The 23,333-nt window shown below is 52.3% G+C and carries 18 protein-coding genes, 1 tRNA gene and 1 pseudogene; all 20 read right to left on the minus strand.

All coding sequences use genetic code 11. The annotated features are described in order from the left end of the window. Positions 1-8: 8 nt before the first annotated feature. Positions 9-1,151, minus strand: coding sequence for a CamS family sex pheromone protein (locus FD23_RS02605; protein ID WP_025895537.1), 1,143 nt, complete (start codon positions 1,149-1,151; stop codon positions 9-11). Continuing rightward, positions 1,148-3,163 (minus strand): NAD-dependent DNA ligase LigA, encoded by a 2,016-nt coding sequence (gene ligA / locus FD23_RS02610; protein ID WP_002878087.1) that lies wholly within the window; start codon positions 3,161-3,163, stop codon positions 1,148-1,150. Before ligA ends, FD23_RS02605 begins: the two co-directional genes overlap by 4 nt. A 10-nt stretch (positions 3,164-3,173) precedes the next feature. After that, a complete protein-coding gene (pcrA, locus tag FD23_RS02615; RefSeq protein WP_052933558.1) occupies positions 3,174-5,435 on the minus strand; it encodes a DNA helicase PcrA in 2,262 nt (753 codons plus the stop codon). Between the two features lie 89 nt (positions 5,436-5,524). Next, a complete protein-coding gene (locus FD23_RS02620) occupies positions 5,525-6,178 on the minus strand; it encodes a glycoside hydrolase family 73 protein (protein ID WP_025895538.1) in 654 nt (217 codons plus the stop codon). A 13-nt stretch (positions 6,179-6,191) separates the two neighbouring features. Then, entirely contained in the window at positions 6,192-6,815 is a 624-nt protein-coding gene (locus tag FD23_RS02625) for an ECF transporter S component (protein WP_025895539.1), read from the minus strand. 117 nt (positions 6,816-6,932) lie between these two features. Beyond that, positions 6,933-7,018, minus strand: a tRNA-Leu gene (locus FD23_RS02630). Between the two features lie 30 nt (positions 7,019-7,048). Continuing rightward, the gene (locus tag FD23_RS02635; protein WP_025895540.1) at positions 7,049-7,507 is read right to left on the minus strand and encodes a SprT family protein; all 459 of its coding nucleotides are present in this window, start codon (positions 7,505-7,507) and stop codon (positions 7,049-7,051) included. 42 nt (positions 7,508-7,549) lie between these two features. After that, positions 7,550-8,153, minus strand: a pseudogene (locus FD23_RS02640) (ABC transporter ATP-binding protein). A gap of 14 nt (positions 8,154-8,167) precedes the next feature. Next, entirely contained in the window at positions 8,168-8,659 is a 492-nt protein-coding gene (locus tag FD23_RS02645; RefSeq protein WP_230844793.1) for a hypothetical protein, read from the minus strand. Between the two features lie 534 nt (positions 8,660-9,193). Next, on the minus strand, positions 9,194-11,860 hold the full coding sequence (locus FD23_RS02650; RefSeq protein WP_025895542.1) for a calcium-translocating P-type ATPase, PMCA-type: 2,667 nt from the start codon (positions 11,858-11,860) through the stop codon (positions 9,194-9,196). A gap of 205 nt (positions 11,861-12,065) precedes the next feature. After that, positions 12,066-12,896, minus strand: coding sequence for an ammonia-dependent NAD(+) synthetase (gene nadE / locus FD23_RS02655; RefSeq protein WP_002878098.1), 831 nt, complete (start codon positions 12,894-12,896; stop codon positions 12,066-12,068). A gap of 104 nt (positions 12,897-13,000) precedes the next feature. Further along, the gene (locus tag FD23_RS02660; RefSeq protein WP_025895543.1) at positions 13,001-13,702 is read right to left on the minus strand and encodes a glycosyltransferase family 32 protein; all 702 of its coding nucleotides are present in this window, start codon (positions 13,700-13,702) and stop codon (positions 13,001-13,003) included. After that, the gene (locus FD23_RS02665) at positions 13,699-14,799 is read right to left on the minus strand and encodes a glycosyltransferase (protein ID WP_025895544.1); all 1,101 of its coding nucleotides are present in this window, start codon (positions 14,797-14,799) and stop codon (positions 13,699-13,701) included. The genes FD23_RS02660 and FD23_RS02665 overlap by 4 nt, the downstream gene beginning before the upstream one ends. Next, a complete protein-coding gene (locus FD23_RS02670) occupies positions 14,799-15,533 on the minus strand; it encodes a WecB/TagA/CpsF family glycosyltransferase (RefSeq protein WP_002878101.1) in 735 nt (244 codons plus the stop codon). Before FD23_RS02670 ends, FD23_RS02665 begins: the two co-directional genes overlap by 1 nt. 43 nt (positions 15,534-15,576) lie before the next feature. Further along, on the minus strand, positions 15,577-17,010 hold the full coding sequence (locus FD23_RS02675) for an oligosaccharide flippase family protein (RefSeq protein WP_025895545.1): 1,434 nt from the start codon (positions 17,008-17,010) through the stop codon (positions 15,577-15,579). Between the two features lie 3 nt (positions 17,011-17,013). Continuing rightward, complete coding sequence (locus tag FD23_RS02680) at positions 17,014-18,153, minus strand: CDP-glycerol glycerophosphotransferase family protein (protein WP_052933557.1); 1,140 nt, start codon at positions 18,151-18,153, stop codon at positions 17,014-17,016. Positions 18,154-18,315: 162 nt separating this feature from the next. Beyond that, positions 18,316-19,017 carry a GntR family transcriptional regulator gene (locus FD23_RS02685; protein WP_025895546.1) on the minus strand — a complete coding sequence of 234 codons (702 nt, stop codon included), beginning with the start codon at positions 19,015-19,017 and terminating at the stop codon, positions 18,316-18,318. 66 nt (positions 19,018-19,083) lie between these two features. Further along, a complete protein-coding gene (locus FD23_RS02690; protein ID WP_052933556.1) occupies positions 19,084-20,151 on the minus strand; it encodes a hypothetical protein in 1,068 nt (355 codons plus the stop codon). 14 nt (positions 20,152-20,165) lie between these two features. Next, positions 20,166-21,278, minus strand: a complete 1,113-nt coding sequence (locus tag FD23_RS02695) for a phage tail protein (protein ID WP_025895547.1) — start codon at positions 21,276-21,278, stop codon at positions 20,166-20,168. A gap of 145 nt (positions 21,279-21,423) precedes the next feature. Then, positions 21,424-23,031, minus strand: a complete 1,608-nt coding sequence (locus FD23_RS02700) for a peptide ABC transporter substrate-binding protein (protein ID WP_052933555.1) — start codon at positions 23,029-23,031, stop codon at positions 21,424-21,426. Between the last annotated feature and the right edge of the window lie 302 nt (positions 23,032-23,333).

Genomic DNA, 23,333 nt, shown 5'->3' on the forward strand with positions numbered 1-23,333 from the left:
TGTACCTCCTAATTACCGCCATAGATGTGCATCCGATAAGACCCGGTGGCCGTTTCCTTGGCGACGACCGCTTGGGTGTCGTTGACCGAGGAAATAGTGATTTCTACCGGTGAGCTGGTTCCCAGATACTTCTTTGCCCGGCTCATAACCGTCTGGGCAAAGCTTTGTACCTGCAGATAGCCATAGAACTGCGTGGTGATGGCGATGCTTTCGTAAGCCAGCTTGCCATCGTAGTAGCGCAGAGTGGCCGTGACCCCGGAAACGTTCGGGAAGTAATCCTCAATTTCATCCTTAAAGCTGGTGAATTTGGATTCGTCACTGGCACTGACCGATCTGGCTCCATCGACTGTCGGCAGCACCTGGGTCTTTTCGTTCACAGAATTCCATTTAGATATTTTACTACTATTTGCGCTAGCTGTCCCATATGAGAAGTAAGTTCCCCCAACTAATGAGTCGGTGTCGGTCTTAGAGAAAAGGCCAACCATGATCGGGATATTCTTAAGCTTCTTCTTGGCGTGCAAGCGGGAGACGATCGTGTTGGCCGTCTTCTGCCCGAAGGCCCGCCGCTTGGCCAGGGAAATCTTAGTGCTGTATTCGGCCCCGTCAGTCGTCTTGGTGTAGTAGTCGACTGAGTTGAGGCCCAGGCTGATGCTGATGCCGGCCAGCTTGTAGCTGGACCCGCTCTTGACATAGAAGTCTTCTTCCATGATCTGCTGCAAGATGATCGGGTTTCTGGTCGTTGACCCGGTCTTGCCGTTGTTCTTGAGGTTCAGCCCCTCTTTGTTGCTCTTTGAATACCGGCCCAGCCAGTTGGTGACCGTCGTTTCGTCGAGCTGCTGGCCTTCCTGGATGACATAGTCCTTGGTTGAGAAGACCTTCTTGGAGACCCGGATCAAGCCTCGTTCCATGGCCGACTCGTCCACGCTGTTGTCATAGTTGGTGGCTTCCAGGCCGGAGATCGGGCTGGTCTTGTAGACCCCCTTTTTCAAAAGGACGGAGTAGCCGCCATCAGTGCTGGAAGTCGTCTCGTACTTCTTCGCCTTGCTGGTCGTCGTTGAGTTGCTGGCCAGGTCGGAATTCTTCAAGTTGCCGCAAGCCGCCAGCAGAAGGCTGCAGCTTGCCAAAGTTATTGCCTGTAAAAATCTCTTCACTTTTCCGTGTCCTTCTCTTCGATCTTAGAGATTGCTTCTGCCTCCGTTAAGCGCGGAATATCCAGGGCTTCTGCCTTGGCCAGTTTGCTGCCGGCATCTTCCCCGTAAACCAGGCAGTCGGTCTTCTTGGAGACTGACCCGGTCACCTTGGCGCCCAAGGCCTGCAGCTTCTTGGTAAACTCCGCCCGGCTATAGTGGGCCAGTTTCCCGGTCAAGACCACCGTCTTGCCCTTGAAGAAGTTGTCTGCAGCTTCCCCGTCTTCGCCTAAGTAGTCCATGTTGACCCCGGCCTCTTCCAGCCGGGCCAGCAGCTTCTTGGCTTCTTCCTGCTGGAAGTAAGCCGTCAAAGACTCAGCAATCGTCATTCCTATTGTATCGATTGCCGTCAGTTCTTGCACGCTTGCTGAAGCGATTTTAGACATATTTTTAAATTTCTGGGCAATCAATTGGGCGGCTTTCCCGCCTACATTGTCGATCCCCAGGCCAAAGAGGACCAGCTCAACGGAATTCTTCCGGCTTTGGTCAATGGCCGCCAGGAGATTGTTGATCGACTTCTCCTTAAAGTGGTCCAGCTGGCTCAAGTCGTCGGCTGTCAGATAGTAAAGGTCAGCTACATTGTGCACCAGGTCCTTGGCGATCAGCTGCTTGACGATCTTTGGGCCAAGGCCAGCGATGTTCATGGCCTGCCGGGAGGCGAAGTGGGTAATCCCTTCTTCAACTTGGGCAGGGCAGGACGGGTTAATGCAGCGCAGGGCCACTTCTTCATTCAAGTGAACCAGGTCTTCCCCGCAGGAAGGGCACTTAGTTGGCACTTCATAGGGAACAGAGTCTTCTGGCCGCTTGCTTAAGACAACTTCGGAAATTTCCGGAATGATGTCGCCGGCCTTGTGCAGCTTGACCGTGTCGCCCAAGCGGACGTCCAGTTTGGCCAAAAGGTCCGGATTGTGCAAAGAGGCCCGGGCTACCGTGGTCCCGGCTAATCGAACCGGATCCATCACGGCAGTCGGGGTCACGACCCCGGTTCTTCCCACGGTCCATTCAATCTCCCGGACTACTGTTTCTTCTTCTTCCGGCGGGAACTTGTAGGCAATTTCCCAGCGGGGCACCTTGACGGTGTTGCCCAAGTCCGCCTGCAGGGCCAGGTCATCGACTTTCAAGACAATGCCGTCGATCACGTAAGGCAGGCTGTCGCGCTTTTTGGTAAATTCGTCGATATAATCGTAGACGTCTGCCAGATTTTCCAGCCGGCGGCCGTTTTCATTGGTGTGAAAACCCAGCTTGGCCATCTCACAGATCGCCTGGTGCTGGGAGTCGATACCGGCTGGTGGGTTAATCCAGGTATAGATAAAGGTGCTCAGCTGCCGCTTTTTTGTCACCTTCGGGTCCAGCTGACGCAGAGAACCAGCCGCGGCGTTTCTCGGATTGGCAAAGATACTCTCCCCCGCCTCGTCCCGCTCCTGGTTCAATTTGGCGAAAGCCTCCTTGCTCATGTAGCATTCCCCCCGCACTTCGGTGGTAATGGCTTTCGGCAATTTCTGGGGCACGTCCTTGATATACTTGACATTCTTGGTCACATCTTCGCCAACCTGGCCATTGCCCCGGGTTGAGGCTCGCTTTAAGCGCCCTTCTTCATATTCCAAAGACAGGGACAGGCCGTCGATTTTCAATTCGACATTGTAGGCCACAGGGTGGCCGATGGCTTTTTGCACCCGCTGGTCAAATTCCGCCAGCTCTTCTTTGGAAAAAACGTCCCCCATCGACAGCATTGGCACTTGGTGCTCAACTTTGGGCAGGTCGCTGTTGACCTCGCCGCCGACCCTCTGGGTGATGGAGTCAGCTGACTTTAATTCCGGATAGGCAGCTTCCAGTTCCAGCAGGCGGGCGTATTTTTCATCATAAACGTGGTCTTCAACCACCGGAGCGTCCTGCTCATAGTAGGCCTTGGCCCACTGGTCCAGCTGGGCCCGCAATTGGCGGACTTCCTGTTTTGCTTCTTCTAAACTTTCAGCCATGCTTCTTCACCTAAATTTTCTTGATCGGGGCAAAAGCCGCCAGCAGGCGCTTGTTGCCCTTGCTTGCAAAAGCAATGTCCAGTTCCATGTCTTCGCCAGAGCCGGTGACCTTGATGACCACGCCCTTGCCCCAGCTCTTGTGCTCTACCTGGTCGCCAGGGCGCCAGCCCTTCTTTTCAGCGCCGACGGCCCCGGCTGCCTTGCTGGCCCGGTGGGTCTTAGCCGGCTGAGCAGCTTTGGCTTGGGACTTTTCGGCAAAAGGCAGCCGGTCCAGGTCTAAGAAAGAAGTGCTGGACTTCGGGGCAGTTGAAGCCACGATGTCCAGGTCCTCATCCTTGATTTCACCGATGAAGCGGGACTGGGAATTATACTGCTTGCTGCCGTACATCATCCGGGTGTAAGCCGAAGTCAAGTAAAGCTCTTCCCTGGCCCGGGTAATGCCCACGTAAGCCAGGCGGCGTTCTTCTTCCAGCTGGTTCGGGTCTTCGTCCTTGATCGCCCGGGAAAGCGGGAAGATGTTGTCTTCCATCCCGATCAAGAAGACGACTGGGAATTCCAAACCCTTAGCCGCGTGCAGGGTCATCAAAGTTACCCGGTCATCGCTTTCTTCCAGGTCATCCTGGTCGCTTAAGAGGGATACTTCCGCTAAAAAGTCACTCAAGCGGCTGCTGTCCGGGTTTTCTTCTTCATTGTAATTGTCGTCAAAGCGCTTGGTAACCGTAGCGAATTCCTGCAGGTTTTCCAGGCGGGCGGCAGCTTCCAGGGATCCTTGAGCTTCTTCCTCCTTCAAGGCTTTGATGTAGCCGAAGTCTTCCAGAATCTTGTCGGTCAGTTCACTGACCGTGTGGTCTTGGGCGTAAGCAATGGCGGCAGTCAGCTGGTCGCTGAAGGCCAGGAGCTTTTTGGCAGCGGCGGAAGAAATCGGAGCCAATTCGACATTGCGTATGGCTTCGTAGATCCCGCCCCCCATTTCGTCGGCGAAGGCAGCCAATTTGCTAGTCGTAGCCTGGCCGATCCCCCGCTTTGGGACGTTGATGATCCGGTTGAAGCTCATGGAATCGCTGGGGTTGGCCACCAGCTTGAGGTAGGCCATGATGTCCTTGATTTCCTTGCGGTCGTAGAACTTGTGCCCGCCGACGATCTGGTAAGGGACATTGGCTTCAACCAAAGTTTCTTCCATCCCCCGGGACTGGGCATTGGTCCGGTAAAGGACGGCAAAGTCCTGGTAGCGGCGCTTCTTTTGGTCAACTTCTTCCTTGATCTTGGCAAGGACGAAGCGGGTTTCGTCCCGGTCGCTCTGGGCCTGGTAGTAGTGGACCTTTTCCCCGTCGCCCTTGTCAGTCCACAGCTTCTTGGCCTTCCGGTTTTCATTGTGGTCAATGACCGAGTTGGCCGCCTTCAAGATGTGGCCGGTTGACCGGTAGTTCTGCTCCAGTTTGACAGTTTGGACATTCTTGTAGTCATGCTCAAAGTTGAGGATGTTTTCCATGTTGGCTCCCCGCCAGCCGTAGATTGACTGGTCGGCATCCCCGACAACGCAGATATTGTGGTAGCCGTCAGCCAGCAAGCGGCAGAGCTCGTACTGGGCCTCGTTGGTGTCCTGGTATTCGTCAACCAGCAGATAGCGGAACTTCTGTTGGTAGTAAGCCAGGGTATCAGGACTGGCCTTAAAAAGGGTCAGCGTCTGCATGATCAAGTCGTCAAAGTCCAGGATCTGGTCTCTTTCCAGGCTGGCCTGGTATTTCTTGTAGACGTCGGCGACAACTTTTTCAAAAGGACCGACCGCGCTGGCCTCATACTGCTTCGGGGTCTGCAGGCGGTTCTTGGCATTGGAGATCTGGCTCAAGATGTTGCGGGGCAGATATTGCTTGGGATCCAGGTCCAGCTGGCGGAGGATGCGCTTGACCAGGGTCACCTGCTCTGAAGGGTCAGCGATGGAGAAGTCCCGGTCATAGCCGATCAAGTGGCCGTCCCGGCGGAGGATGCGGACACAGAGGGCGTGAAAGGTGGACATCCAGATGCTTTCAGCCTGGTCGCCCAGGAGCTTGACTTCTCTTTCCTTCATTTCTTTAGCGGCCTTGTTGGTGAAGGTGATGGCCAGGATGTTCCAGGGAGCAACCCGCTTTTCTTCCACCAAGTAGGCAATCCGCCTGGTCAAAACTGATGTCTTCCCACTGCCGGCCCCGGCGATTACCAAAAGGGGCCCTTCAGTCGTCTTGACTGCCTGGACCTGTTGCGGATTCAAACCTTGTAAAATCGTTGCTTCAGACATGCTTTACCCTTTCAAAAATCAAAAAACTTAGCTTATCCATTATAGCAAAAAAAGCTGCCAAAAAGCTCTGGCAACCCTGTTAAACCTGCTTAATTATCGTACTTATTCAGGTTGTATTGTTCAATTAAATTGATGAGTTTGGTCGAGTAGTCCGGGTCGGTGGCATAGCCGTCAGTGACCAGGGCCTTGGCCTGGCTCTTATAGTCCTTGGCCGCCAAAACGTCCTTGTACTGGTCCTTGTTCCAGCTGGTTCCCTGCTGGAAGAGGCGGACATGGGCCCGGATCGAGGCTTCATAAGAATCATAAATTTGGAAGCGGGCCTTGACGGTCATCCACTTGCCGTTGCTGTACTCCTTGGTCGTCATCACGGCTGAAGTGTTAGGGTTGGTCCCCTTGACCCCGAAGAGATTGTTGTACTTCTGGGACAAGGCGCTTTGCCCGTAGTTGCTTTCTAGGCAGGCCTGGGCGATAGTGATGCTTGGCAAAAGACCGGTCCCCTTGTCAACCTTTTGCGAGATCGGCCCCACCTTTTGAATAAAGGCTTTCTTTTGCCGCAAAAGCTTAGCGGCTGCTTCCTGCTTGGCCAGTTCAGCCTGGCGGATCTGTTCTTGCTGCAAGGCCTGGCGGCGGTAGTAGCGGAAGGCCACGAACAAGCCCAGGCACAAGAGGATGATGGCAAAAACGCGGACCACGAGGATGGTAGTCGTCTGTTTGCCCTTCCGTGTTTTTCTGTGTCCAGCCATACTTATCTGCTTTCTAGCGCCGCTTCAGTCGCTTCTTGAGGGGCGCGGTAATGAGCGGCGTGATCAAGCCGCTGAAGACTGCTTCCAAAATGCCGTTGACGGCCAGGGCCGTGAAGAGAATGACCAGCAAAGACTGCCCGCTCTTGGCCCCCAGGGCTAAAGCCAGCTTCTGGGGATGACTGAAGTAGACCAGGTCAGACAAAAAGATCACCATGAGCGTGTTGACCGCTGAAGCTAAAAGGCCGCTTAAGGCGTAAGCCAGAGGCTTTCTGCTCTCCTTCTTCCATTTATCAGGCAATTGCCCAGCCAGGCCCGCTGCCCAGCCAGCAGCAAGCCGGGGCAATAAGGCAATCAAGGGGTTCTGGAAAAGGAGAATGGTAACCAGGCCATTTGGAGCAGCATAGGCCCTAAGCAAACTAGTCAGGCCCCAGACCAAGCCAAAGGCCGCGCCGGCTTTCGGCCCTCTTAAAGAGGCAAAGACCGCGACTGTCAGCGGAATCGTGGTGATGGCCGGCAGGCCCGGCAAAATCGTGATGTAACCCACATTGGGAATAAAAGCTTCCAGCAGCAGAATGGCCACAAAGGCCGCGCTGACCGTCAGGTTCAAGGTCTTCTGTCTGGCTTCAGAATCGTACATTTAGCACACCTTCCATTCATCTTGCATTGTATTCTATCAATTATAACAGATTGGAGGAAAAGCAAGTTTTAAGAATCAACAAAAAAGGAGCCGTTTTACAACGACTCCTTATCTTAGTGCGGACGAGAAGACTTGAACTTCCACGACCAAAAGCGGTCACAAGATCCTTAGTCTTGCGCGTCTGCCAATTCCGCCACGCCCGCAAACACATTAATATTCTAGCAAAGCCGCCCTCATTTGGCAAGGGGGCCGGCAATTTTTTCCAAATTTCCCCGGCAGCGGCCGCAGAAATACTTCTTGACGTTGACCTGCCGCTGGCGCCAGTAGTCCTGCCCGCATTGCCGGCAGCGGTAGTGCCTGCGGCTTCTTTTGTTCTCTTCTAGTCTTGGCGCATAGCGGCTACCGCCTACCTTTTGCAGTAAAAGCTTGAAGTCCCGGTCTTTATGCTGGTAGCCCAAGCCGGCCAGGTGGAGGTGGTAGTGGACCAGTTCATGTTTGATGATGCCCGGCAGATAATGGAGATTTTCTTCCTTAAGAAAGAGCGGATTAAATTCCAGGTGATGGTCGGATAATTGGTAGCGGCCGCCAGTAGTCTTCAGGCGGCGGTTGATTTTCGCTTGGTGGAGAAAGGGACGGCTGAAGGATTCAAGGGAGATGCTTTCGACCAGCTGCTGCAGTTCTTGTTCACTAATCATGGGATTATTGTAGCTAGTCAGGGCGGAAAATGCCAACTTTTACTCTTCGGCCAGCAAGATCCCGTCTTTCATTCTTAAACGGCGGTCGTAGACCAGGCCGGGAATTTCGTCGTGGCTGGCCACGATGACGGTCTTGTTTTCACTGCGCAAGTCTTTCATAAGGTTAACGAGCTGGTCAACCCCTTCCTTATCGATCCCCCAGGTTGGCTCATCCAGCAGGATAATATTCTGGTCTTCCATCACGGCCTGGGTGATCCCGAGCTTCTGCCGCATCCCGACTGAGTAGTTGCTGACGGATTGCGGGTTATCCGGATCCAGGTCAAAGGCCTTGAGCAAGTCCCGGGTCTTTTCGGGCTGTAAGCGGTGGTTGAAGTGACCTAAAAAGGTCAAGTTGTCCCAGGCAGTTTCATATTCGATAAAGCCAGGGTTTTCGATCAGGGCACCAAGGTAGTCATCCTTGTCAGTGTTGGATCTCCCCGCTGTCAGCTTTTAAGAGGCTGACGATGATTTTGAACAGGGTGGACTTGCCGCAGCCGTTGACACCGGAGATGTGGACCAGTTCACCCGCTTGGGTTTCTAAAGAGATGTCCTTTAATACGGCCAGTTTTTTAAAGCTCTTCTTAACATGTGACACTTTCAACATACAAACTCCTCGACTTAGAGTATATACATGTGGTGGATGGCCCGCCAGAGAGGGTCATAAATATTAGCGTATTTTGGTAAAAGCCAGCTCTTCTCCAGCCAGTAATGGTAAAGAATGGGTACTGTACTGGCAAAAACGATAATAAAGAAAGGATATTTAGTCTTGATGCAGAGCAAGATCAGCATAAAGCAGGCAATGAACAGCAGGTAATGCATCAAAAGCAAGAGGGTGCCCTTCCAGGCCGGGCCATAGCGGAAGCAGGGATTCTTGTCAAAGAAATAGGGCACGATGGAGAAAACAAGGTATATGGCCAAATCTAAGAAAAGCAGCTGGGCCAGGCGCTGGTCAAAGTAATCCATTTTGCCGCGGGGAGCCAGAAGCGGCCGGACTGAGCGGAAAGAAAGGATTTGGACAGCTGCCATGACGGTTAGACCTAGCTGGATGTATAAGCTGATCAAGTTGGCATTCAGATAATACCTTGGCATCTCGCCTTCTCCGCTATCCATCGCAAACTGCAGGCCACAGCCCAGACTAACCACAAAGTCCAAAAAGAGTGTTATGGCAATTAGGCGCTGATAACGCGTTTTTAGCATAATTTAACCTTTCTCTACATTCTTCATGTACCAAATTCTTAACAAAACAGCAGTTAGCGTAATATAGAAAACTGCAGTCGTCGCGTAATTTAGCTAATAGATTGCCGGTAATGGATTCTCCACCATAGCATTCGCTAGTGGATTAATAATGTTGGTAGTATCCCAGATATTTGAAACAGTAAATAAAGTCCCTCCAATCTCAGTTGATATGTTTTCAGTTAACGTTATCATAAAACCGACAACTGCCCCTAAAAACAGACAAAGACTATTTTTCTTAACAAACAAAGCCACACTGAACCTTATTATTTACTCCAGTTCTCTCATTATTATCAACACAATATAAAGATCATTGCAGCCGATTCAAGTCCCCACAATTTCACCGTACCTCTTTTCACGCAGCAAAAAATGCCCGGACTTACGTCCAGGCATTTTTGTGAATTATTATCTTTAATTATTCCGTTGATCAGCTTTTCTCTCAAAGAACTTAACGATTTCGACGATCACGATCATCAAAATGCCCATCCCCAGAACAGTCAGCCATTGGTCCAGGTGCAATTCTGAAACTGAGAAGACTCTGGTAAAGAATGGCAATTCAACTGCCGCCATAATCAAGGCTGACAGAACAATCGCGCCATTGAACCACTTGTTGGCAAAAGTGCTCTTTTGGAAAATAGACTGCTTTAGGTACTTAGAGTTAATCGCATGGAAGAGCTGGATCAGACCCAAAGTCAAGAAGGCCATGGTCAACGCGTCTTCATGCGGGTTAGTCCCCTGCGGCAAAACGTGCAGACCCAAACCATAAGCGGTCAAGACCAAAGCACCTTCCAGGATCCCCTGGTAGACAATTGAGCTGGCCACGCCACCTGAGAAGAAGTTAGAATTCTTCCCCCGCGGCTTCTTATTCATGATCCCCTTTTCAATCGGTTCAACACCCAAGGCAATCGCCGGCAGGGTATCAGTTACCAAGTTGATCCACAAAAGCTGCACTGGCTTCAAAACATCCCAGCCCAGCAAAGTCATCAAGAAGACCGTCAATACTTCGCCGACGTTGCAGCTCATCAAGTACAGAATCGCCTTCTGAATGTTGGCAAAGACCTTCCGCCCTTGCTTGACCGCTTCCACGATCGTCGCGAAGTTGTCGTCAGCCAGAACCATGTCGGCCGCGCCCTTGGAGACTTCCGTACCGGTAATCCCCATGCCGACCCCGATGTCGGCCTGCTTCAGACTCGGCGCGTCGTTGACCCCGTCACCAGTCATGGCCACGATCTTGCCATTTGCCTGCCATGCCTTCACGATTCTAACCTTGTGTTCTGGTGAAACCCGGGCATAAACACTGTAGTCACCGACATGCTTGGTGAAGTAGTCGTCGCTCAGCTTATCCAATTGCGCCCCGGTAATCACGGCATCGCCGCGGCCCTTTTCAACCAGGCCCAGCCGTTCGGCAATCGCCTGCGCCGTAACTTGGTGGTCACCAGTAATCATGATCGTTCTGATCCCGGCCCGATGAGCTTCTGCGATCGCGTCCTTGGCTTCCGGCCGCTCTGGGTCGATCATGCCGACCAAACCGGCAAAGATCAGATCTTGTTCAACATTGTCAGTCGTCGGGTCAGCGTATGGCTCAGCAACAACCTTGTAAGCCATCGCCAAGACCCGGAGGGCTTGCTTGGCCATTTCATTGTTGCTTGCCAAAATGGCTTTCTTTTGTTCAGCGCTGATTTCGCTCAGCTCGCCGTTGATGTTGACATACTTGACTCTTTCCAAAAGCATGTCCGGCGCGCCCTTGACGGCAACCATAAACTGGCCGTCATACCTGTTGACCGTACTCATCAACTTCCGGTCAGAGTCAAATGGTACTTCCTGTACCCGTGGGTGTTCTGCCAAAAAGTCGTTAACTGGCAGATCCTTGTGGAAACCGAATTGCACCAGGGCAGTTTCAGTCGGGTCACCCAAGAGCTCCCCGCCGTCCTTAATCTTGGTGTCGTTGGCCAAAAGCATGGTAATCAAGGCCTGGTTGGTCAAGTCAATGTCATCGCTGGCATCATGCAGGACCCCGTCGTAGTAGACCTTTTCCACCGTCATCCGGTTCTGGGTCAAGGTACCAGTCTTGTCAGAAGCAATGATATCCGTTGCCCCCAAGGTTTCAACGGCTGGTAGCTTTCTGACGATGGCCTTGTGGTCGGCCATGGTCTGGGTACCCAAGGCCAAAATGATCGTCACGATCGCCGGCAGACCTTCCGGAATAGCGGCAACCGCCAGGGAAACCGCCGTCAAGAACATGTCGATCAGCAAAGCATTCATCGGTTCATGCTGCGGGTTCCGGATAACCCCGATAATGAAGACGACCACACAGATGGCTAGGATCATGTAAGTCAGGGTCTTGCCCAGCTGGTTCAAGTTCTGCTTAAGAGGAGTATCAGTTTCATCAGCTTCGTTCAGCATCTTGGCGATGTTGCCGACTTCCGTGTTCATCCCCGTAGCGACAACCACACCTTCCCCGCGCCCGTAGGTCACGTTGGTGCCGGAGTAAGCCATGTTGATCCGGTCACCTAGAGCAATGTCCTCCCCCTGCAGGGTTTCATTACTCTTTTCCACCGGAACTGATTCCCCAGTCAAGGCAGCTTCTTCAATCTTCAAGCTTTTTGCTACCAAAAGACGCAGGTCGGCCGGGACCACGTCACCGGCTTCCAGCAAGACCACGTCACCTGGCACGATATCCGTTGACGGAACTTCAATTACCGCTCCGTCCCGGCGCACCCTGGCGCTTGGCGTGGACATGTCCTTCAAGGCTTCAATTGCTGCTTCTGATCGGGCTTCCTGGATCACGCCCAGGACCGCGTTCAAAAGCACAACTACTAAAATAATCCCCGCGTCTGTCCATTCCTGGGCAACTACCCCGGACAAAACAGCGGCAACCAGCAGGACGATGATCATCAAGTCCTTGAACTGGTCCATGAAGCGGGCAAACATTGAACGTTTCTTCTTGCCGGCCAAAGCGTTCGGGCCGTATTGGTCCAGGCGCTTCTTGGCTTCAGCCGAACTGATCCCGTGGTTGGCATCCGAGCCAAACTCGGCTAAAGTGCCCGGGATGTCCTGGCTGTAATACTTCTTAGCCACAGTATTTTCCTCCTTTAAAAAGAAAAGAGACTTACGTGCCCCTTAACAAAAGCACATAAGTCTCACTAATTAAGACAAGCCCAGGAAACCAACACAGCTCCCGGTTGTTGGGCTTGTCGCAAGCTATGCTTGCCGTTACTCCCTTATGACATGATTAATATAGCAAAAATTGACGCTTGAAACAAGTTTTTTACCAAATCTGCCCCTATTTTTTGTAATAATCATCAAAAATTGTAACCGGCAGGTGGCGTTTGTGCTCGCTCTTGGTCCACAATTCTTCGATTCTTTCCGCTGCCTTCTCGCTGACTTCCCGGCCTTCCAGGTAGTCATCGATTTCCTCGTAGGTCACGCCCAAGGCAACTTCATCTGGCAAGGATGGCTTTTCTTCTTCCAGGTCGGCCGTCGGGGCCTTCAAATAAAGGTGTTCCGGGCATCCCAAAGCAGCCAGGAGCTGCTTGCCCTGCCGCTTGTCCAAACGGAAGAGCGGGGTTAAGTCAGCCGCGCCGTCACCATACTTGGTGTAAAAACCAGAGACGTTTTCGGCCGCGTGGTCAGTCCCCACAACCGCGCCCTGGTTGGCCCCGGCAATGGCATACTGCATGACCATTCTTTGCCGGGCCTTGATGTTGCCCTTGTTAAAGTCGGTCACTTCCACGCCCGTTTCCTTCAAGGTAGCCACCATGGCGTCAGTGGCTGGCTTGATGTTTTCGATCAAGTCCACGTCCGGCTTGATGAAGGCTACCGCGTCAGCGGCATCAGCGGCATCGGCCTGGACGCCGTATGGCAGGCGGACGGCGATGAACTTGTAGCTGTCATCGCCAGTTTCTTCCCGCATTTCGGAAATTGCCATTTGAGTCAGCTTCCCGGTCAAGGTTGAGTCCTGGCCCCCGGAAATCCCCAAAACATATGACTTCAAGAAGGGGTTAGCCTTCAGGTAATCCTTTAAGAAGTCAACTGTCTTGCGGATTTCTTCCTGGGGATCGATTTCCGGCAAAACGTGCTCATATTCGACAATTTTCTTTTGCAACTCTCTCATTTGCTGCCTCGCAATCTTCTACTTTGTACTTTCTACCTTTAATTATACTCAAAAAATGCAGTCCCTGCTTTCAGAAATGTATTTTCACGAGATTCTTTAAAAAATTAGCGTCTGAAGAGCTTGTAGTAAATTTTCGCAGTTTTTTGACTGCGGATATGTAATTTCAAAAAGGTGACCAGGTCGTGCTTCCAGGAATTTTTCCCTTCCAGCCAGGTCCCGGTAAAAAGGTGAATGGACCGGGACTGAGGGGAAGGGTTGCAGAGGATCCCGTCTGGATAAACATGAATTCCCTCCTTTAACACTTGCTCTTGGTTGCCAGTCTTAAGGCCATACTTTTCTTTGAGAATTTCCGTGACGGACAGGGAGTTGACCCCGGCCAGCTGGTCCTTTTGGTCAAAGGCAAAATCCAGGTCGTCATAGTAGTGCAGGATGTCAGCCATAAAAGGATGCCCCTTCTCTGCGGCGATGATGGCCGCTGACAAGTAGTCATTGTTTTCAAAGCCGATAAAGGCCCGGTCATTTAGCAAGCCGGCAAAATCTTTTAAGACCATGACATCGGTGTCCAGGTAGATCCCGCCCATTTCATAGAGGGCCTTGGCCCGGACATAGTCGGAAACGAAGGCCCACTTCTTGGCCTGGTAGGCCTGCTTGACATATTTGTTGGCATTCAGGTCCAGCTTGTCTTCATTCCATTCGATGATTTCGTAGTCCGGCAGGCGCTTTTGCCAAGAGGCCAGACAGGTCTGGATGGTCTTGGACTTGGGATTGCCGCCCACCCAGACATAGTGGATAATTTTGGGAATCATGCTTTTTCTCCTTGCAGGCAGGCCTGGTAGCCGGCCAGAACGTCAGCCAGTTGCCGGTCCAGGGAAAAGTGCTGGCGGGCATAGGCTTTTTCCGTTTGGGCGATTGCTGCTAATTCTTCTTTTGGCAAAGCGGCGATTGCTCTTAACTGGTCAGCCATGGCTTTTTCCTCGTTGACCGGCATGACCCAGCCTTTTCCTTCTGGAATCAGTTCCCTGGCCCCGCCCACGTCAGTTGCCAAAAGCGGGAGCAGGTTGTCAGCTGCTTCCAGCAAGACTAGGGGGAAGCTTTCTGAGTAAGAAGACAAGACGGCCAGGTCCATCTTCCGGTAGAGCTGCCTTAATTCTGCTTGGGTCAAAAAGCCGGTGAAAGTCACTTGGTCTGTTAAAGCCAAATCCTGCCGTAATTTTTTTAAGTCCGCTTCCTGGCTACCGCTGCCGGCGATATAGAGGTGAGCTTGCGGCAAATTGGCTGCTTTAAATGCCTTGAGCAAAAGATCTTGTCCCTTGACCTTCTCCAAGCGGCCAACATTGATGATGTTGAAACCGGCGTGGTCTTCCTTGCCTGCTATATTTCTATTGTCCCTAAAGCTAATCCCGTTGTAGATAACGTAAATCCGGCCGGGCTTTACTCCATAATTCAGCAGGATTTTTTCAAAACGAGGAGTGATGGCGAAGACACCATCGGCCTGCTTGATCGCCCGCAGGTTCAGCTTGGTAAAAATCTTCCCAGCGATTCCCCGCCCTTCAAAGTCGATCGCGGGATCCGAATGGACCGTGATCAACCAGGGACAAGGCAAGGATGACTTGATCAAGCTGACAAAAAGGTTGGCCCGGGCCCCATGGCTGTGGACCAGGTCGTAACGTCCATCCTTGATTGTCTTTTTCAGCCGCTTGAGCAGGGCCAGGTCGTAGCGGCTGGAGCCGCCCAAAACGATAGTCTTGATCCCCTTTTCCCGGGCAGCCTGGGCAACCGGTCCTTCCGCGAAGGTCAAGAGGTCAAAGTCCTGCCCCGCCTTTTTGGCCTGGGAGAGCAGGTTCACGATATGAGTCAGCCCGCCTCCGCTTTCCAGGCCGGCGTTGATGTGCAGTACTTTCATTATTGCTGGTCCTGCTTCTTGCTCTTCTTAACTTCCACGACGAATTTGGGCAAAACCATCATCCGGCCGATCCGGCTTGGTTCCTTCAAAAGACGGTAGAACCATTCCAAGTGGGCGTCCTGAAAGAGCTTCGGTGCCCGCTTGACGGCGCCGGCGAAGACATCAAAGCTGCCGCCCACCCCCATCATGCTGGCTGACAAGTTTTGCTTGCGCAATATGGCCAGGAGCTTCTCCTGCTTGGGAAAGCCCAGGGCCGCGAAGACCAGGTCGGGCCCGCTTTGGGCGATCCGGCTGGCAATTTCCGGCAGGGCGTCTTTGGAGTAGCCATCTTCAGCGCCAACTAAGTCGATGCCCGGGTAGTCCTTGGCAATTTTTTCCTTAACGGCGGCGATCACGGCTGGCTTGGCCCCAATCAGATAGACCCGCAAGTGGTCTTCATTGGCGATTTGCAGGTACCAGCAGAAGAGGTCGTAGCCGGTTACTCTCTCCGGCAGCTTCAGCCCCAGCATCTTGGCCCCCTTGATGATGCCGATCCCGTCAGCCGTCACGTAGTCAGCCACATTGTTGATGATTTCCCGGTATTCCGGGTCTTCCTTAGCGGCCATGACAATTTCCGGGTTGGCCGTGACCACTAGGGTGGATTCTTTTTTCCGCAAGCGGTCCAAAAAGCGGGCTTCAAATTCCGCCAGGCTGTACTTGTCGAAGCCAACGCCCAAAATGTTTATTTTTACCATGCTTACACGCTTTCTTTGTTTATTTTTGCTGATTTCTTCCTTATTAATAGCTATTTTTCAAGCGCTTTTTGACGATCGTGACCAAGTCTTCGTTTAAGTCAAACTTCAAGAGCCAGAGGATGGCCAGGTACAAGGCCATAATAACCAGGGACTTGACCGTCATGTTGATAAAAGCACTTGGAATCTGCCAAGGCCACAGCATCCCTGCCGCCAGGCTGATCCCCATGGCCAAAAAGCACTTGGGCACGTCGCTGAAAGTTTCCTTGAAGTCATAACCGTCCCGCACGATCCAGCAGCGCAGAAAGAGAACAACGGCTTCGGTCAAGAGGATCGCCACCATGGCCCCCGCTGCCCCGAAAGGCCGGTCCAAAAAGTAGCTGAATACCAGCTCTAGGACCGCCCCGATCGTAACTGGAATGGCATAGTCCTTGTCCCTCTTGTTGGCCAGGGCAAACTGGTTGGCGAAGACCCCGCCCATGGGAATCAAGATGATGGTCAAGGTGAAGAAGAACATCAAGGGGGTCATCGGGATATATTTTTTCCCGAAGAAAAAGGGCACGAATTCCTTGGTATTGGCCATGACCACCACGGCAAACATGGTTCCCAGCATGGTCGTGGCTTCCAGGGACTTCTTCAAGACCTTCTTCTGGGTTTCCTTCCCCTGGACCGCCATCTGCGGCATTATTACCAGGGAAATACTGGTGATAACCCCCAGGATCATGTTAGAAATCCGCTGGGAGTTGTCATAGTAAGAGACCTGGGCCGTATTTTGGAAGAGGCCCAAAAGGGGCTTGTCCAAGGAAGTGTAAATCTGGGTCGCGATCTGTGGAATCATCAAGGTCATGATGGCCCGGCGGGTTTCCGCGAAATAGTAGAAATGCTTGACTGGCCGGCCGACATATTTGCCGATGCTGAACCAGAAGACAAAGGAACCCAGCATGGTGGACACGGACATGATCAGGAAATACTTCCAAAGGTCAGCCGGACTTTTGATCAAAAGCAAGATAAAGACAACGCTGACGATCTTGACGATGGTATTTCTTAAAACCACCCGGCCAAAATCAGCCAGGCCCTGGAAGAACCAGGAGATGTCAAACTGGGCGGCAATCAAGTATGGCAGCATCAGCAGGAAGTAGTTCCAGTAGCGGACCTTGAGGACCAGGCAGGTCAAGACAGTCAAGGCGATGGTTACCAAGCCGCCGATAAACTGGAAGTACCACAGGCCCCAGAAGGCCTCGGTCAGTTCCCCGCTCTTGCTTTTGGCCCGGGCTTTAGAGATGCTTCTGACCCCGATATTGGATAAAGACAGGACGCAGAAGATCATCAGAAACTGGATCGTGTTGTTGACGCTGGAATAGATCCCGTAGGTCGTCGGGCCCAGGACTCTGGACAGATAAGGAACCGTGATCAAGGGCACCAGGACCAGGAAGACCTGGTAGACCGCGTTATAAAAGATGTTCAGAAAAGTTTTTTTCAAGGATCAGACCCCGCTTAAGTAATAAAAAATAGTCTGGCAGGACTGGCCATGGTCGGCCTGGTCGCTCAGCTCCAGCCACTTTTTCCGCTCAAGACCATACCCGTCTTTTTCACCCAGTTGCTTAACCAGGTCAGCCTGGCTGGCCACGCAGGGACCAGGGACGATTTTTTCATAAGGCCCCAGCAAAAAGCCCCGGGTCTTTTCATACTGGGCCAGGTAGTTGGTGATGAAAATCAGCGGCTTGTCCAAGTGGAGGTAGTCAAAGTAGATCGAGGAGAAGTCGGTCATGAGGAAGTCGGTGGCTCCCAGGATTTCGTAGAGGTCCAGCTTTTTCGCCAAAAGGTCGGAATTGTTCAAAAAGGCCACGTGCTTGGCCTCCAAGTGGAAGTCGCTGAAGAGCTTCATTTCCCATGGATGGAGCTTGACCAGGAGGTACTGCTTTCTAGCAGCCAGAGCCTGGTCTAAAGCGGCCAAGTCAAAGTCACTGAAGGCAAAAAAGTTCCCTTCTTTAATCCGCTCCATCACTTCCGGCTCTTCCAATTCATAGCGGAAGGTTGGCACATAGATCCCTACTTGGGCTTCCGGGTCCTGGCAGGAGAAAAAGTCAGCCAGGAGCTGGGCCTTTTTATAAGGAGACTTGAGCAAGGAATCAATTCTGGGGAAACCCAGCCGGACATAGCGGGGACCTTCAATTCCCATGCAGGCGCTCATCAAGCTTTCATAGAGTTCCGAGCTGGAGGTGACCAGGTCGGCCGTCTTGTGCCAGAGCTTTTCGTTTCTCTGGTTGTCTCGGCGCTGGGTATTGTTGGCCATGGTCCCCATCCGCTTTAGGGGAATCCCGTGCCAGAGGGCTAGGTTGACCTGGCTTTTCCGGACCTTGAAGGGCTGGTGGGTGGTCAATACGTACTTGGCCCGGCCGATTTTTTGCCAGTCTGACCAGGGCAGGTGGGAAGAAGGCCAGGGCTCGATCAAGTAGGCCGTGACTTCCGGGTGCTCGCGGCGCAGGTATTTATAAAAGAGGTAGCCATTGGACCCCGACCGGCCGGCCCCATTCAAGATCACGTATGTGTTGGGGTCTTCTTTTTGCCAGCGGGCCAAAAATTTCATGACTGCCAGATATAGGCGGAATAGTATGCTTTTCATAGTGCCTCGTTAATCATTAGCTAATAGTATCAAGTCCATTTTAGCAAATTCGCCCCCTGCCGCCAAAAGCAAGTTCCATCTTTTGTACTTTTTTAAAGGAAGCAAAAAGAGGCAGGACTAAACCTGTCTCTTTGTCATTTTCATCTTTAGCTAGTCAGCTGGCTATTTACTGAAAGTAAATTCGAAGCGCTCGCCCACGTATGAAGCCCGCGTGTATTCAAAGGGCCGGCCATCAGCCAGCTTGGTAACCTGCCGGCGGGTGATCAAGGCTTCCCCGCGGCGGCAGTTAAGCAGGCGAGCCTCCTGTTCATTGGCGACAGCGGCTGAGATGTACTCAGTTGCATCCCCGATCTGGTAGCCCCCCTGCTTCTCCAAGGTCTGGTAGAGGTGGCTTGACACGTCATCTTTGGCAAAAGGCACGATCAAATCTTCCGGAACCGTCACGATTTCGTGGCAGATCGGCACCTGGTCGGCATAACGGATCCGCTCCATGCGCAGGACCTTGTCGCTGCCCTCCAGGGCCAAGCGTTCTTTTTCCGACAGGGACGGCTGGGTGATCTTGTAGGAAACCAGTTTGCTGGATGGGGTCTGCCCGTTGGCCCGGGTGATTTCGGTAAAGGACATGATCCCGGACATCTTCTCCTGGACCTTCTGGCTGGCCACGTAGGTCCCGCTGCCCAGCCGCCTTTCCAGAATCCCTTCTTCTTCCAGGGTCTTGATGGCCTGGCGCAGGGTCATCCGCGACACCTTGAACTGTTCTGCCAGCTGCCGTTCAGCTGGAATCCGATCCCCCACCTGGTAGACATGGTTTTCAATGTCCCGGCGCAGCTGATTGTGAATTTTGATATACATTGGTTCTTGCATCGGTCTTTCCCCCCACAGAATCATCAAGCTTGGATCTTAATTAAATTCTATAGCAAAAGGCGGCCTTTAGACAAGTTTACATTTTATTCCCGTCAATTTTACCTTGCCCTGGCCAGTCTGCTTGACCAGCAGCTGGTCCTGGTCGCTCTCCAAAACATTGCCTAAGATCCCGGCTTTGTCAGCCAGGCGCAAGTGGCTGCCAGCCACGTTTAAAAGGGCATTCTGCAGGCGGACCTGGCTTGCATCCCTTAAACTAAGCCAAGTGCCTTCGCTGCAGGAAAAGTGCGGCCGGCAAAAAAAAGCCTTGCCCTGGCCCATGATTTCCCCTGCCTCCAAGTGGCAGTTGGTTAAGTTGCTGCTTCCGCTGACCTGCTTGAATTGCTTAAAAGTGCAGTTTTGGAAAGCGGCTGAATTAGCTTTTTCCAAAAGGGTTGTCCCCGGCAAGTCGCAGTTCAAAAGGTCGGCCTGGCCATTTTTCAGAGTTAAAGACAGGGCAGACTCAGTGAAGTAAAGGTCATTTCCTTCGCTCAAGCTGATCACCTGGTCAAAAGCCGTCTGGTCAAAGTGCCCTTCATAAGCCGAACTTTCCTCCAGGACAAAATCCCCCTTGATCTGGGACTGGCTGATGGCTAATGGGCCAAAGCCATTGCCGGTAAAAGCAGCGGAAGTTGCCGCGATTTCACTGGAAGAGATCTGGACATGTTGCTCCTCATCGCCAACCAGGCGGATTCCCCCTTTGACCTGGCATGAGTAAAATTCCAGCCAGACCGGCCCCAAGGCCATGAGGGACGTGCCCCTCTCCCCTTCTGCTGCTTCCAGCCGGCAGCCGCGCAGGGTCAAGTAAGGAGCATTTTCTCCTTCATAGACTCTGACCAGGGCTCCAGCAATTGCGGTAGTCTTGACGGCCAGATTTTCCAAGGTCAAATAGCGGCCATCCAGGATGACCGTGCCAACCAGGACCGTCATATCCGCTGCTGTCCCCGTCCCCTTGATCACGATATTCTTCAGCTTTTGCCCAAAAGGAATTTCATAAAAGCCGGGAGCCAGCATGAGCACGTCATCGTCTTCCAGCTGGTCTAAAGCCTGCTCCCAGGACAAGTCCCGGGGGTCCTGGCTTACTTTGATTAAGCGCATGGTCTGGCTCCTTTCTATTCCTTCCGTTCAGTCCACTTGATCCCCATCAAAGAGATGTTTTCCGGATGCTCGCACTTGATTTCCAGTGGCGCCCCCTGGTAGTAAAGGGCGTTGGCCACTAAACGGGCATCATTGTCGACCAGAACCGGACAGTTTTGCGGGTCAAATTGCAGGTTCCGCCCCTTCAATACCGCCTGGTCGACCAGGAAGATGAAGTAAGGGTAGTCGCCATTGCCGGAGAAAGTCACTAAGCTGCCGTCCATAAAGCTTTTGCCTTCCAGGCTGGCCGCGGCCGCGATCTGCACATTGGACAAAAAGCTCTGGCTCTCCCCCCGGGCTTGGAAATTGTAGAGCTGGCTGTTCTGCATTAGCAAGTGGCAGTGGTCTTCGATGGCCAATTGACTGGGCATTTGACTCTCCAGGATGTTCAACCAGCATTCGCCCCGGGCATAAAGGCTGTAGTCCCGGTTAAGAAAACGGCAGGCGTAAACGTTGACCCAGCTCTTGCCGCCTAAGTTAAGGTTGCCGATGGCGGAGTTATTGATGTTTAATTCAATGTTGCTGGAATCAAAGCTGTTGACCGTCCCCCGGATCTCAGAGTTATTAATGATGGCCGTCCCAGTCCCTTCCAAAGAGATGGTGCCGAATTTTTCTGATTCATAGTCCAGCAGGCAGTCCGCCATTTCCAGGCGGAAATTGGCTTTTTCAAAAAAGGACAGGGTCCCGTTGAGCAGACGGCAGGAGTACATCTCCACCGTGTCCTGGCCGTTGACGGAAATCGTAGTCGTCTTGCTGCCGGTCCCGGTCAAGACACAGCCGCGCAGGATCAGATAGCTGTTGGTCTCTTCCGGCAAATCCAGGGTATTTACGTCCCCGTAAGGTTCCAGGGTCAAGTTCTCAAAAACCACCCGGGAGCTGTTTTCACCGATGGAGAAAAAGCTGCGGATCCGGGTGTCTTCCGGACTGGCCCCCAGGCCCTTGATGGTCACGTCTTCTAATAGCCGGCCCCGGGGCCAAACGTAATAGCCGGGCTCCAGCAGCAGATAGTCCCCCGGCTCCATGTCGAGCATGGCCCGGTGCCAGGTCATTTCACCGCTGCCGCTGCCAACTTTGATGTATTTGCTCATGTCCGCCTCCTGGTCAAAAAACTAAATACTATTGTACCCGCTATACGGGCAAAATAGTTGAAGAATGCTTCTTTTTTCGCAAAAAAGCCGTCAGTTTCTTCCTTATTGAAAGAAACTGGCAGCTTTTACCGGTTTAAAACTTGTTTTACTTAATCTTGACGTCCCAGTAGTAGGCAACCGTCCCGTAAGGAGACAGGCGGAAGCCGGTCACCTTGGACTTAAGCAGGTAGGAAAACCCGGCTTGGTAGAGCGGTGCCGCGAAAGCATCCTTTTGGATCAATTGCTTTTCGGCGGCGATCAAGCTGGCCTGCCGCTTGGCTGGCTGGGTGGCGTAAGTGCTCTTTGCCTGGTTGATTTCCTTCCAGAAAGTGCTGTTCTTGTAGTCACTTTCCAGGTTGAAGAGGCCACCGATGGTCAAGTAGTCGATCGGATCCTGGAAGCTTGGCTGCCAAGTCCCGTAAACCATGTCAAAGTTGTGCTTGCTCGTGTCCGCCAAACGGGACTTCAGCGGAATTGACCGCAACTTAACGGTCAAGCCCGGCAGGTTCTTCATCAAGTTGCTCTGCAGGTATTCGCCTACCCGCTTGGAAGCGTCCATGTCACTGGTTAACAGTTCGATGGTGATCTTGGACTTGCCCAGCTGCTTTTTAGCCAAAGCCCATTCCTTTTGGGCCTGCTTAAGATTGTAGGTCATCAGCTTGCCGGCACTGGCCCGGTAGTCCTTGCCGTTTTCATCGTAGATGAAGTCACTGGCTACTAAACCTTGGGCCGCCTTGCCTGAATGCAGAACCGTCTTCACTAATTCCTGCTTGTTCACGCCCAGGCTGATTGCCCGGCGGACGTGGACATTACCAGTAGTCTTGCGCTTCAAGTTAAAGACCATGTAGCCGTTGGTCGGCGTGGTCTTCGTGTGGTAGTCGGCGTTCTTTTCATACTGCTTGACGTAGTCATAATCAACTGGCACATAGTCCAGCTGCCCGCCCTTATAGAGGTTGAGGCCGGTAGAGGTAGTCTTGATGACCTGGACCTTGACCGCGCTCAAGCTGACTGACTTGGCATTCCAGTAAGTCTTGTTCTTCTTCAAAGTCCACTTGAGATTGGACCCGGTCCATTGGCTGACAGTAAATGGCCCGTTGTAAACCAGCTTGCTGGAACTGGTCCCGTAGCTGGACCCGTACTTTTTGACGATCTTCGTGTCCTGCGGGTAGAATTGGGCCCCGGTCAAAAGATCCGGCAGGTACTGAATCGGATTTTCCAAAGTAATCTGCAGCTTGTACTTGCCCAAGGCCTTGATGCCCAGGCTAGACACCTTCTTCTTGCCGGCCACGATGTCCGTCCCGTTCTTGATCACCTGGTAGCTGTCGCTGTCCAGGGAATCGTTCTTCGGGTCAACCGTCCGCCGCCAAGCAGTGACGTAGTCCTGGGCCATTACCGGGGTCCCGTTAGACCACTTGGCATTTTTCCTAAGGGTAAAAGTGTAAACCTTTTGATCCTTGGACTTGGTCACCTTGACCGCCCCGGCCAACCGGGCCTGCCCCTTTTTGTCAAAGCGGTAGAGCCCTTCCATGGAGTTCTGCAGGGTTTCAGAGCTGATGGTGTCCCCGTACTTGCTGGAGTCCAGGGTACTGATTTCCCCGGTTACGGCTGTCTTCATCACCTGCTTGGAGCTGGAAGCCCCCTTGTTTTGCCCGCAAGCTGTCAAAAGCGCGGCCGTTGCCAAAATTGTTACTGAAGCAATCTTTTTCTTATGCATCGTTTAATCTCCCGAGAGTTTACTTGTCTAGTCTAATCTAATCTATCTTACTTGCATTTATTAAACTTACTAAAAGTAACCAACAACTTACTTTTCAGTATAGCAAGTAATACTAAGAATGTACATCATTACTTATGAAAGAAATCTTTTTCTTTTAAAATTATTTTTTCATATGTTTTTAAGCGCTTCTTCTGGCCAAAAACTATTTTTCTTTTTTCGGGTTGATGTGACCCCCAAAATTGGGACAATTTAGTATTACGCCGTTAAGGTTGTTAAAACATGATTCCGATATTCAATCGGGG

Source organism: Lactobacillus delbrueckii subsp. delbrueckii DSM 20074 = JCM 1012, from assembly GCF_001433875.1.
Lineage (GTDB): Bacteria > Bacillota > Bacilli > Lactobacillales > Lactobacillaceae > Lactobacillus > Lactobacillus delbrueckii.